The organism is Streptomyces sp. NBC_01013, from assembly GCF_045162765.1.
GTDB lineage: Bacteria > Actinomycetota > Actinomycetes > Streptomycetales > Streptomycetaceae > Streptomyces.
In genome coordinates, this window is sequence record NZ_CP108687.1 from 7,899,846 (window position 1) to 7,911,626 (window position 11,781).

Annotated in this window: 11 protein-coding genes and 1 riboswitch; of the genes, 9 read left to right on the plus strand and 2 right to left on the minus strand. The window is 72.6% G+C overall.

Annotated elements, in window-relative coordinates:
* The first annotated feature begins 92 nt into the window (after positions 1-92).
* The 3 genes from OG538_RS34210 (at position 93) to OG538_RS34220 (ending at position 2,776) form a co-directional block, all read left to right on the plus strand.
* Positions 93-719, plus strand: a complete 627-nt coding sequence (locus OG538_RS34210; protein WP_406099481.1) for a GNAT family N-acetyltransferase — start codon at positions 93-95, stop codon at positions 717-719.
* Between the two features lie 101 nt (positions 720-820).
* On the plus strand, positions 821-1,777 hold the full coding sequence (locus OG538_RS34215) for an ABC transporter substrate-binding protein (RefSeq protein ID WP_406099482.1): 957 nt from the start codon (positions 821-823) through the stop codon (positions 1,775-1,777).
* Between the two features lie 66 nt (positions 1,778-1,843).
* Positions 1,844-2,776: a carbohydrate kinase gene (locus tag OG538_RS34220; protein WP_406099483.1), complete on the plus strand. Its 933-nt coding sequence runs from the start codon at positions 1,844-1,846 to the stop codon at positions 2,774-2,776.
* Positions 2,777-2,822: 46 nt separating this feature from the next.
* Here the strand turns inward: OG538_RS34220 and OG538_RS34225 are convergent, their stop codons facing one another.
* Positions 2,823-4,115 carry a hypothetical protein gene (locus OG538_RS34225; RefSeq protein ID WP_406099485.1) on the minus strand — a complete coding sequence of 431 codons (1,293 nt, stop codon included), beginning with the start codon at positions 4,113-4,115 and terminating at the stop codon, positions 2,823-2,825.
* Between the two features lie 163 nt (positions 4,116-4,278).
* Between OG538_RS34225 and OG538_RS34230 the strand changes: the two genes are divergently transcribed.
* The 5 genes from OG538_RS34230 (at position 4,279) to OG538_RS34250 (ending at position 9,596) form a co-directional block, all read left to right on the plus strand.
* Positions 4,279-6,180, plus strand: coding sequence for an acyl-CoA dehydrogenase (locus OG538_RS34230; RefSeq protein WP_406099486.1), 1,902 nt, complete (start codon positions 4,279-4,281; stop codon positions 6,178-6,180).
* A complete protein-coding gene (locus tag OG538_RS34235; protein ID WP_406099487.1) occupies positions 6,177-6,329 on the plus strand; it encodes a hypothetical protein in 153 nt (50 codons plus the stop codon). The genes OG538_RS34230 and OG538_RS34235 overlap by 4 nt, the downstream gene beginning before the upstream one ends.
* Positions 6,330-6,444: 115 nt before the next feature.
* A riboswitch (cobalamin riboswitch) is annotated at positions 6,445-6,632 on the plus strand.
* Positions 6,633-6,694: 62 nt separating this feature from the next.
* Positions 6,695-7,735, plus strand: coding sequence for an ABC transporter substrate-binding protein (locus OG538_RS34240; RefSeq protein ID WP_406099489.1), 1,041 nt, complete (start codon positions 6,695-6,697; stop codon positions 7,733-7,735).
* Positions 7,732-8,811 (plus strand): FecCD family ABC transporter permease, encoded by a 1,080-nt coding sequence (locus OG538_RS34245; protein ID WP_406099491.1) that lies wholly within the window; start codon positions 7,732-7,734, stop codon positions 8,809-8,811. The genes OG538_RS34240 and OG538_RS34245 overlap by 4 nt, the downstream gene beginning before the upstream one ends.
* Entirely contained in the window at positions 8,808-9,596 is a 789-nt protein-coding gene (locus OG538_RS34250; RefSeq protein WP_406099493.1) for an ABC transporter ATP-binding protein, read from the plus strand. The genes OG538_RS34245 and OG538_RS34250 overlap by 4 nt, the downstream gene beginning before the upstream one ends.
* Positions 9,597-9,701: 105 nt before the next feature.
* Here the strand turns inward: OG538_RS34250 and OG538_RS34255 are convergent, their stop codons facing one another.
* Positions 9,702-10,760, minus strand: a complete 1,059-nt coding sequence (locus OG538_RS34255; RefSeq protein WP_406099495.1) for a PRC and DUF2382 domain-containing protein — start codon at positions 10,758-10,760, stop codon at positions 9,702-9,704.
* 612 nt (positions 10,761-11,372) lie between these two features.
* On the opposite strand from OG538_RS34255, the gene OG538_RS34260 reads away from it, so the two are divergent.
* On the plus strand, positions 11,373-11,663 hold the full coding sequence (locus OG538_RS34260; RefSeq protein ID WP_406099496.1) for a hypothetical protein: 291 nt from the start codon (positions 11,373-11,375) through the stop codon (positions 11,661-11,663).
* The last annotated feature ends 118 nt before the right edge of the window (positions 11,664-11,781 follow it).

Genomic DNA, 11,781 nt, shown 5'->3' on the forward strand with positions numbered 1-11,781 from the left:
GCGGCCCGGATCGACACGGAACACGGGCGTGTTCGACGAAATCTTTCCCACCACGCTTGTGGGAGCGCTCCCAGAGGCGCCAGGATGAGCCGGTGACCCAGCTTCCCGGCCTGCGGGCCTATCAGTCCGGCGACCGTACCGCCCTCGCCGACATCTGTGTGCGGACGGCCGACAACGGCGGCGACTCCCGCCACCTGTATCCGGATCCCGAACTGATGCCGTCGATCTTCGCCGCGCCCTACGCCTTCCTCGAACCCGATCTCGCCTTCGTCGTCGACGACGGGACGGGCCGGGCGGTCGGGTACATCCTGGGCACGGCCGACACGCCGGGCTTCGTGGCGGAGTTCCGCAAGCGGTGGCTGCCACTGGTCGAGGACCGCTACCCGCGGCCGGACGCAGCACCTCGGAGCCCCAGCGACGAGATGATCGGACTCCTCCACAACCCGGAGCGCATGGTCCTGCCCGAACTCGCCGCCCACCCGGCCCACTTGCACATCGACCTACTGCCCGGATGGCAGCGCAAGGGGTACGGCAGGCAGCTGATGCGCACCTTCCTCGCGGCCCTCCAGGCCAAGGGGGTCGAGGGCGTGCACCTGTCCATGCTCACGGCCAACACCCCGGCCAGGGCGTTCTACGACCGACTCGGATTCGCCGAGATCGAGGTCCCGGATCCCGGGCCCGTCACCTACCTCGTGCGCTCCACGGCGGCGGACCTGTAGTCCGGCACCGGAGCCGTGGGTGCCACGCGCGTTCGCTGGGCAGGTAGTCCTGGACGAGACCGCTACGGGGGGCGGGCGACCGGTGGCGAGAGGTGTGTGACGTGAGCGAGCGGACCGTGTGGGAATTCGCCGACGACCGTGGTCAGGTGTCGACTGCCGGGAGGCGGCCGACGCGGGTTCTCGCCTACGTCCAGGCCGGGGCGACCCTATGGGACCACGGCATCCGCCCGAGCGGGATATTCGGCTCGGGGCACGACGACCCCACGGTGCCGGACCCGGCGAAGACGGGCTCGCTTCCGTCGGCCGACGTGCCGTACGTCGGGGCGGGCGGCGGCTTGGACGCCGACACCCTGCTGTCCGGTGAACCGGACCTCGTGGTGGCCGTCAGCTACGGCGGCGGCCAGGTCTACGGCCTCGATCCCGCGACGGCCAAGCACGTCGAGGGGCACGTCCCGGTCGTCGTCATCGACGTGGGCCAGGCACGCACGCTCGCGGAGATCGGTGAACGGTTCGCCGACCTGGCCCGGTCGCTCGGAGCCGAGGAGCCTGCCGCGGCCACCCAGGAGCTGGAGGCGGCCCGGGACAGACTGCGGGTGCTCACCTCGGGCCCGGACAGGGCGAGGGTGCTCGCCCTGTCCGCGGCGGGCCGGGAGCAGGCGCATCTGGCCCGCCCTCGTATGTGGCCCGAACTACGGGCGCTGACCGAGCTCGGCGTCGGCCTGGTGGAACCCGCCGCGGGGCCCGGAGCGAACTGGTCGACGGTCGGCTGGGCCCGGACCGCCGCGCTGCGACCGGATGTCGTGCTCGCCGACATCCGAGCCCACGCCACCCCCCTCGACGAGCTCCGGAGCGACGGGCCGTGGTCCTCGGTCGAGCGCTCCGTGCGGGTGGTGCCCTGGAATCCCGAGCCGGTGTGCAGCGCGCGGGCCCACGCGCGGTTCCTGGCGCTCGTCGCCGATGCGCTGGAGCCGTGGACGGGCCCGCCCGGGGAGGCCACAGGGCAGGCCGGGCGACCTGGTGCCGGCCGGAACGGGCCGCACACGGCAGGATCGGGCTGACGCGTCCGCGGGCAGTGCCTTCTGCCAGGATGCCTACGCCCTCGCACAACGGGAGACATCACCCTCATGCTCGACGGACTCGACCTGCTGGTCATCGGCGAATGCGTCGCAGACATCGTCCGGCTGCCGGATGCGGCGGACCGGGTCCACCCGGGCGGCAGCCCGGCCAACGTCGCCTACGGCCTGGCGAGACTGGGCCACGACGCGACACTGCTCACCCAGCTCGGACCGGACGAGAACGGGCGGTTGATCCGCGACCATCTGACCGGATCCGGCGTCGACGTCATCACGGACGGTTCCACCGCACCCACCCCGTCCGCGGCTGTGGCCCTGGACGGCGCGGGCCGGGCCACGTACACCTTCGAGATCGCCTGGACGCTCGGCCCGGTCTCCCTGGAGCGGCCACCCTCGCACGTGCACACCGGCTCGATCGCGACGGTCACGGAACCGGGTGCGGCCGCGGTCGTCGCAGCCGTCGAATCGCTGCGTGCCGCCGCGACCGTCAGCTACGACCCCAACGTCCGGCCGGCGCTGATGGGGGACCACGAGGCGGCCGTACGCAGGGCCGAGCTCTGCGTGGCGCTCAGCGATGTGGTGAAGGCGAGCGACGAGGACCTGGAGTGGCTGTACCCGGGCGAGGACCCGGTGAAGGTCGCCGGGCGGTGGCTCGCCACCGGGCCGGCCGTCGTCCTCGTCACACGGGGCGGCGACGGAGCGTTCGCGGTCCTGGCCGAGGGGCCGGTGACGGTCGACGCACTGCCGGTTGCGGTCGTCGACACGGTGGGGGCGGGGGACGCCTTCATGTCCGGCACCCTGCACGCACTCGCCCTGCACGGGCTGCTCGGACCGGCCGGCCGGGAACGGCTACGGGCACTGGACAAGGGCACGGTCATGGACGTCCTGCGCCGCGCCTCGGCTTCGGCGGCCGTCACGGTCGCCCGGGCAGGCGCCAACCCGCCAGGCCTGGCGGAACTGGACGCGGCACTCGGCCGCATGTGAACGGACTGTCCGCCGGGGCGAGAACATCCGGCAGGTCACGCCGGTGCTACTCCGTGGCCGCCAGATGCGGAGTGCTGTCGTCGTCGAGGAACTCGACGACCGCCAACACGAACAGGGCGCACAGCGCGATCCACACCGTGACCAGGCCCGTCGGCCGGTCCCACGCCAGGAGCACCGCGACGGCCACCACGACCACCGTCCAGTTCAGCGGCCGCCGGGCCCGGTGCACCCACCTGCCGACCGGGCCGCCGGTGAAACCGGCCGCATCGCGTACGGCTCCGATGCCGCCGCTCCACATCGCCATGACCCGGGTGGCCGCACGGCCCGGCCCCGTGAGCCAGGCCGCGAGCGCCACCACCACGCCCACGGTCACCACCAGCCGGATCCCGGCACGCAGATAGCCGGCCAGCGTGTCGAACACCGCCCCCGCCGCCGGCTGCGAGACATCCGAGGGGAGGCTGTCGAGATAGAACGCGCGTCCCGCCCACAGCCCGAGCCCCAGCAGCGCCGCACCCACCGCGACCGCCAGAGCCGCGGTGACCAGAGCCCGCCGGCGGCGTACGGCCAGGAGCACCCCGCCCGCAGCCACCACCAGTGTGAACACGGGAAGCCAGAAGCCCAGCAGTTCGAGCGCTCTGAATCCCTTTTTCGCCTTGCCCACCGAGTCGGAGGTGAGGATGGTGAAGTCGGTGTGGATCTCGGGAATCTTCCCGGCGACCGTGAGACCGCGGTCGACGAGGCGCTGCTTCACCCGGTCGATGACAGGGGCGAGATCCAGGGTGACGGTGTCGCCGTTCAGCTTGACCGCGCCGCCGCCCTCGCCGGTCAGGGCCTTCACCACGGAGGCGTGGGCCTGCCGGTTGAGGTTGCTCCACACCCGCTCGAACGCGTCGCTGCTCACGAACCGCTCCACGGTGCCGTGCACGAAGTTCGTGACACCCGTGGTGAGTGGACCGCCGAGCTTCTGCAGCGCCTTGTCCACTACGGGCCGGTCGGCGGGCGCGACGTCTGCCAGCAGTGCGTCGATGTCCAGATGGCTCATGACGGCATCGGTGACGCGTCTGGTCACCGCAGCCTGCACATCGGGGTCCGCGGCCAGCGGCTCCATCATGTCCACGTAGCGGTCCGTGTCCCCGGCGACGTCACTCGCCCAGCTCGACAGGATGCTCAGTGGGGTGAGCACGGCCGCCACCAGGATCAGCAGGACCGCGAAGAACGAACGCAGGCGCGGCCGGGAGCGGGCCGGGGCGCGGGTCTCCAGCTGTGCCACACGGGCGCGCAGGGTTTCCAGTTCGGCGTGCTCCGTCTGTGCAGCCGACTCGTCAGGGTGCCGTTCCATGCCCCAAGGGGATGTCCTGGCCGCCGCCACAGCGCGGCGAATTGCTGCATACAGGTGACGGAGGGCGGCCGGGCCGCCGGGTGCCGCCGCTCGCCGGGCGAGGGGAAAGCCTGGACGACGGCTGCGGGGGTGTCCTGGACGTTTCCTGATCGTTCCCGCTTTTATGAACGCCATTTTCGACAGCACCGGCCCCTCGGGAGCCGGGACCGGGCCGGTCGCCGAAGTGCTCAGCACCGTGCTGTTCGGCCCGGACGCCCGCCGAGAGCACGGCTTCTGGCGCCGGCTCGTCGCCACCGAGCCGTTCCGCCGGCCGCTCTGGCCGCCTCCCGGACCCACCCCCGACGAGCGCCTCGCCCTCGCCCACGCACGGTTGCGCGCGCTCAACAACGCACTGGACAGCGCGGCCCGGCCGGCCGCGGACCCCCGCGCCCTGGCGGCCCTGCACGAATGGCTCGCCCCGGTCGACCCTGCGCTCACCACCGTCGCGGGCATTCACTACAACCTCTTCCTCGGCAGCCTCCTGGACCACGACACCGAGACCCCCCGCGATCTCTCGGACTTCCTCCGGCTGCGACGCATCGGCACCTTCCTCTGTACGGAAGTGGCGCACGGCAACGACGCGGCAGCCGTCGAGACGACCGCCACCTACGACGCCGGCCGGGACGGATTCGTTCTGCACACCCCGCACGCCGGCGCACAGAAGTTCATGCCCAACACCAGCCCGGCGGGGGGCCCCAAGTCGGGGCTCGTCGCCGCCCGGCTGATCGTCGGCGGCGTCGACCAAGGGGTCTTCCTGCTGCTGGTGCCGCTCACGGACGCGTCCCGAGCCCTCCCCGGTATCAGGGTGCGCCGGCTCCCCGCACGCATGGGCAGCCCCGTCGACCACTGCCTCACCTCCTTCGACCAGGTATTTGTCGGCCGCGCCGCGCTGCTCGGCGGCGCGCAGGGGCGGGTCGGCGACGACGGGGTCTTCCGCAGCGACACCGAGGGGCACAGGCGCCGCTTCCTCGCCTCGATCGGGCGGGTCACCACGGGCCGCATCTGCATGAGCGCCAGCGCGGTGGGCTCCGCACGCACCACGCTGGCCCTCGCCGTGCGCTACGGAGGCCACCGTTTCGTCTCCGGAGGCCGTGCGTCGCCTCCGGTGCCGGTCATCGCCCACCGCAGCCACCACGGCCCGCTCGCGGAGGCCATGGCCACCGTCTTCGCGATGAGCCTGCTGCACCGGCGCGTACTCGACCGGTGGGAGAAGGCGGCGGCGGGCCCGCCCGCGGAACGCGAGGCCGCCGAGCGGATGGTCGACATCGCCAAGGGATGGATCACCTGGCAGGCCCGGTCGGTGATCGTCGAGTGCCGGGAACGGTGCGGCGCCCAGGGTCTCCTGGAGAGCAACGGGATGACCGAGCTCGTCACCGGGATCGAGGGCGCGATCACGGCCGAGGGCGACAACCTGGCCATCCACTCCCGGGCGGCCGCCGGACTGCTCTTCGACGCCGCCCAGGTCCCGCAGGACGATCCGGCCGGCGACCCGCCGGACGGCGATCTCGCTGACCTGCGGTTCCTTGGCCGGCTCCTGGGCCAGGTGGAGCGCATCCGGTTCGCCCGGGCGGCCGCGCGGATGGCCCAGGTCCCTCACGGCGGCCCGCTGGAGCGCTGGAACGCGGCGTCCGGACCCGCGCTGCGGGGAGTCGAGGCCCACGCGTACCGGCAGGCGGCCCACGCGTACGAGAACGCGCTCGCAGCTCTGCCCGGTGGCGAGGCCCGCGAGCGGCTGGGCGAACTCGCCCGGCTGTTCGCGCTGCGCTGGGTCGCGGACAACAGCGGGGACCTGCTCGCCGCGGGCCACCTGACCGCCGGTCAGGTCGAAGGGCTGACCGATGCCACCGAACAACTCGTCGCCGCGGTGAGCCGCCATCTCCCGGAGCTGGCGGAATCCTTCGCACTGCCCGGGGAACTGCTCGCCGACTGGCCCATCGCCGGTCCCCACTACACCCACGCCTACGACGACCCGGGCGCCTCCTGGCACACCACCGCGGCCAGGCAACCTGCCGGGGGCGCGCGATGACGGGCACCTCGCACCGGGCGGCGGACGCGGTCCGGCGGCTGGGTCTCCGTGTCGTCCTGCTGGCCTTCTGGGGTACCTCGGCCGCGCTCTCGCGGCGGTGCGCGGGGCCGCGCATCCCCGGTGGCGAATCGGTTCGCCGCAAGGCGTAACCGGACTGGGGCCGCCCGGGTACTCCGGGACCGGGGCGGTGCGCCGGCACACCGCCCCGGCCGACCCACCACCCGCGCCACCGGGCACACCGCCGCTGAGCTGGGCGGAGGCCCGTGGTAGCGTGCCGGAGCCAGTCGAACTCCACGTAGGGGTCAGGGAATCCGGTGAGAATCCGGAACTGACGCGCAGCGGTGAGGGGGACGGGCGGGGCCACGGCCACTGGGAGACCCACGGTTTCCCGGGAAGGCGTCCCGTCCGTATGAACCCGAGTCCGAAGACCTGCTGGCACCCGCGGCCCGGTACCGGGCCACGGAACTCCGTACAGCGGGCCCCGCGCATGGGCCCAGAGACGCCGAGGTACTCCGTGCCGCCCATAGCCGGCCCCGCCCGCTCCGCCGCCCTGTTCACCGCGGCACTGATCCTGCTGACGGCCTGCGGCGGCGGCAAGGACAGCACCGCCGCCAAGTCCGGGGAAGCCGAAGGCTATCCGGTCACCTTGAAGAACTGCGGACGGACCGTCACCGTGGACGCGGCGCCGAAGCGCGCCGTGCCGGTCGACCAGGGGTCGACCGAGATCCTGCTCTCGCTCGGCCTCGCCGACCGGCTCGCCGCCACGGCCACGTGGACCGACCCGGTACTGAAGGGACTGGAGAAGGCCAACGCGGGCGTCCCGAGGATCTCCGACAACCGTCCCTCGTCGGAGAAGGTCCTGGACCAGGAGCCCGACTTCGTCAGCGCGTCCTTCGAGTCGACCCTCGCCAAGGGCGGTGTGGCTCCCCGCGAGCAGTTCGAGAAGCTCGGCGTCCCCACCTACGTCTCGCCCGCCGACTGCACCGCCAAGGACAACAGCAAGGACGGCGACGGGGTCCGCACCGGTGCCCTGACCATGGAAAGCGTCTACGCCGAAGTCCGCGACCTGGCCGCGGTGTTCGGAGTTCCCGGGCGCGGCGAGAAGCTCGTCACCGAGCTGCGCGCCCGGGTGCGGAAGGCGGCCGAGGGCATCGACGCCTCCGGCACCTCCCTGATGTACTGGTTCGCCAACTCCGAAGCTCCCTACCTGGCGGGCTGCTGCGGTGCGCCCGGCATCATCACCCGGGAACTCGGCGCGAAGAACGCCTTCGACGACACGCACGAGGAATGGCCGCAGATCAACTGGGAGACCGTCGCCGATCGCAACCCGGACGTGCTGGTCATCGGCGACCTGACCCGCAAGTCCCAGACCGCCGAGAGCGCCGCGAAGAAGATCGCTTTCCTGGAGTCCAACCCCGTCACGAAGAACATGGACGCCGTCCGGGACAAGCACTACGTGCTGCTCAGCGGACAGTCGATGAACCCCACCATCCGGACCGTCGAGGGCGTGGAGCGCGTTGCCGCCGGGCTGCGCACCTTCGGGCTCGCGGGGTGACGGACACCGAACGGGCCGCGGCGCCGCGCGAGGACGCGGGTCCGCACGCCACGACGGGCCGGCGCGGCATCCGCGACGGACTCCTGTGGGCCTCCGGGCTCCTGCTGCTCGCCCTGTCCGTCGCGCTCGCCGTCACCATCGGCCCGGCCCGGATCTCCGTCGCCGACGTCTGGTCCACGGTCGCCGCCCATCTCGGCGCCGGTGAGCCGCGGCTCAGCCCGATCCGGGACGGGATCATCTGGAACCTGCGCATGCCGCGCACCCTGCTCGCAGCCGTCTGCGGCGCCGGACTCGCGGTCTGCGGCACCGTCATGCAGTCACTGCTGCGCAACCCGCTCGCCGACCCCTTCGTCCTCGGTGTCTCCTCCGGGGCCTCGACCGGTGCGGTCGTGGTGGTGGTGCTCGGTGTCGGCGGGGGAGCGGTATCGCTGTCGGCCGGGGCGTTCATCGGGGCGCTGTGCTCCTTCGCCCTGGTCATGCTGCTCAGCCACACCCTCGGCGGCAGCACCGACCGGGTCGTTCTGTCCGGGGTCGCGGCCATGCAGCTCTTCTCCGCGCTCACCTCCTTCGTCGTGATGACCGCCGCCGACGCCGAGCAGACCCGCGGGGTGCTGTTCTGGCTGCTGGGCTCACTCGGCGGGGTCGGCTGGAACGATGTCTGGATCTGCTGCGCCGTGCTCGTCGCGACACTGCTGGTCTGCCTCGGCCACGCCCGTACGCTCGATGCCTTCGCGTTCGGCCAGGACGCGGCGGCCACGCTCGGCGTCCACGTCGGCCGCACCCGGATCGTCCTGCTGTGCACGACCGCGCTGCTGACCGCCGCCCTCGTGAGCTCGGCCGGTGCCATCGGGTTCGTCGGACTGGTGCTGCCGCACGCGGCCCGCGCGCTCACCGGCTCCGGGCACCGCAGGCTCCTTCCGGTCACCGCACTCGCCGGGGCCGTTTTCCTGGTGTGGGTGGACACCCTCGCCCGGACCGTACTCGACCCGCAGGAGGTTCCAGTGGGAGTCGTCACCGCGCTGATCGGGGTCCCGGCCTTCGTGCTGGTCCTCTACCGCACCCGGCGGGCCCCGTGACCAGGGCCACCCCCAGCGGACTGCGGGCCGACCGGGTCAGCCGGGAGGCGGGTGGCCGCCTCATCCTGGACGGGGTCTCGATCGCTCCGCCGCCGGGCGCCACCCTCGGCCTGATCGGCCCGAACGGCTCCGGGAAGTCCACCCTGCTGCGGATACTCGCCGGAGTCCTGGCCCCGGACGCTGGTCTGGTCACCCTCGACGACGATCCACTGGCCGCCATCGGCCGCCGCACCGTCGCCGGACGCGTCGCGGTGGTCGACCAGCACGCCGTCACCCAGGTGGAGCTGAGCGTCGTGGACGTCGTACGTCTGGGACGCATCCCGCACCGCCGCGCCTGGTCGGCACCGACGGCGGCGGACGAGACGGCGGTACGTGAGGCCCTGGAGCGGACCGGACTGACCGAGCGCCGCGACCAGTCCTGGCACACGCTCTCCGGCGGTGAGCGCCAGCGCGTCCAGATCGCCCGCGCGCTCGCCCAGCAGCCGCGTGAACTCCTGCTGGACGAACCGACCAACCACCTGGACATCCAGCACCAGCTCGAACTTCTGTCGCTGGTCACCTCGTTGCCGCTGACCGCCGTCGTCGCGCTGCACGACCTCAATCTGGCCGCGATGTTCTGCGACCGCATCGTGGTGATGAACGAGGGGAGGGTGGTCGCGGGCGGCACTCCCGCGCAGGTGATCACCGAGGCGCTCATCTCCGACGTCTACCGGGTGCGGGCCGTCGTGACACCGGACGGCCCGCAGGGGCGGCCCTCGGTGCGCTTTCGTCCGGATCGGCCCTGACGCTCACGGGCGGAGTCCCGGCGCCGTGAACGCAAGGGGCGGGCCCCTGCGCGGAGCCCGCCCCTCGCCGGTGCGGTACGGCTGTCCGGCGTGGTGAGCCGGGCGTCAGCGGCGTCGCCCCTGACCGAACTCGCCGCCCATGTCCTTGCCGCCCATGTCCTTGCCACCCATGTCCGTGCCGCTCTTGGTGGTGCCGTCCGCGTAGTCGATCTGCTCCTTGCGCAGTTCGGCGGAGACTTCCTTCTGCTCGGTCACCTTCTTCGTTTCCATCCGCACCCGCTCGACCGGCACGGTCTCCTTGCGCATCGTGGCGCGTTCGGCGTGCAGGGTGACCTCCACGTCCTGTTCGGTGATGTCGGACCGGCCGGCCGCCTTGTCGCCCGGACGGAGCGGTTCGCGGACCACCCGCACCTCCTCGTGCGTCACGGGCACGGTCCTGGTGACGTTCTCCGTGACGACGTACTTGTGGAGGCGGGCCTTACCGCTCTCGTACTCCTCGGTGCCGATGTGCAGCTGCTCCTCGGAGCGGATCATCTCCTCCTTGCCGCCGAGGTCGGCGCCGGAACGTTCGGCGCCCGCGCCGGCACCCACCAGCGGACGGGCCGTGCCCGAGGTTTCGGTGTCTCGGTGCCTGCCGGTCCCGGAGCCCGCACCGGCCATGCCGGCCGACGTGGTCCGGTCGGTCGTGCGGCCCGTGCCCGCGGCTCCGGCCCCGGCTGCCGCTCCGGCTCCGGCTGCCGCTCCGGCTCCGGCTCCGGCCGCGCCCATGGTGCCCGTGCCGGTCGTGGTCGGTGCGTCGGCGCCCGATGTGCCGCCCCGTTCGCCGAGGTTGGCCTTGGTGTTCCTGCTCAGGCCGTAGTGCCGGTAGAGCTCTTCCTCCTCGGAGACGGACAGATGGGCGTCCGCGTCCACCCTGGGGGCTTCCTTCACCCGGTCCTTCGGATGTGAGATGTGCAGGTCGGAGCCCACGCGACGGGCTCCGGCGAGAGGCACGAAACTCTCCTTCATGCCGAACAGGCCGGTCTTCACCGTGATCCAGTCCGGTCGGCCGGTGCTGTCGTCGACATACACCCGCCCCACGTTGCCGATCTTCTCGCCCTCGGTGTCGTACACCGTCAGGCCGTCGAGCTCTCCGGAATCCGTGAAACCGTCAGCGGCTCCCATGTCCGATTCCTCCTCGCCCGGGCGCGTCCTGTAGGTGGGTCCAGCAGGGGAGGCGCGTCCGGATTCCATCGCGCCTCACCCGGATGGACGCTGCAACCGCCCGGCCGCCGGAGGCCGGGCACCGTATCCGCCCCAGGTGGGTGCAGGCCCCGTGCGATGCCGGTGCGGGGCTGTCGGCCCGGTTAGGCCAATCGAGTGAAGGCGGAAGGGGAGACCCCCTGGCCCCGCCCGCCGATGGGCAGGGCGGCAAGGCAGGAACGCGGGGTGCCCGTACCGGGCGGCTCGCCTCGCGTCCGGCACCGGCCGAGCCGCGCGCACGGGGCTCGTCCGTCACCGCCTCCGAACTGGCCGTTCCCGCCGTGCAGCGAATTTCCGGGAGTCCCTTGACCCCCGCTGGGCCCGCCCGCACCCTTTCGCCGGAAATCGCCACGGTGGTGCGATTCCCGCACCGACAGCTGGACGACGTGAAGGCGCCGGTCGCGCTCCTGGAGGCCGCCGGCGAGGTCCGGATCGCCTCCGCCAACGGCACCGACCTCATCGGCCGCAACGGCGACCGGCCGATCAGTCTGCGCGGCAAGCCCGCCGGGAAGCCCGGTGCGACCGTGTTGACCGGTGGAGATGGTCTGCCCCTGGCAGTTCGAGCAGGACCCCGCCCTCGTGCCGCTGCGCGCCGCCGCCGAGGCGCTCGCCACCCGTACCGACCGGCGGGACCTCTACGACCTCGACCGGCTGTCGGCCAAGGAGGTCCCCGTCGTCGCCGCGGTCCACCACGACGACATGTACGTCCACCGGGAACACGCACCGGCCCCACCGGTGCCGTACGCGGGCTGCGCCGCACCCGGGTCACCGTCGCCTTTGCCCACGACGGCGTCCGGACCGACGCCGCCGTGCTGGACCGTCTGATCGCCATGGCCCGCGGCCGGGCCCGACCTCTCGGCAACGGGCAGGGCGCCCCCGGCGGAGCCCTGCCCGGCACTTATGATCGACGGGTCCCGCACCGACCACCGTCCTGCCGCACCAC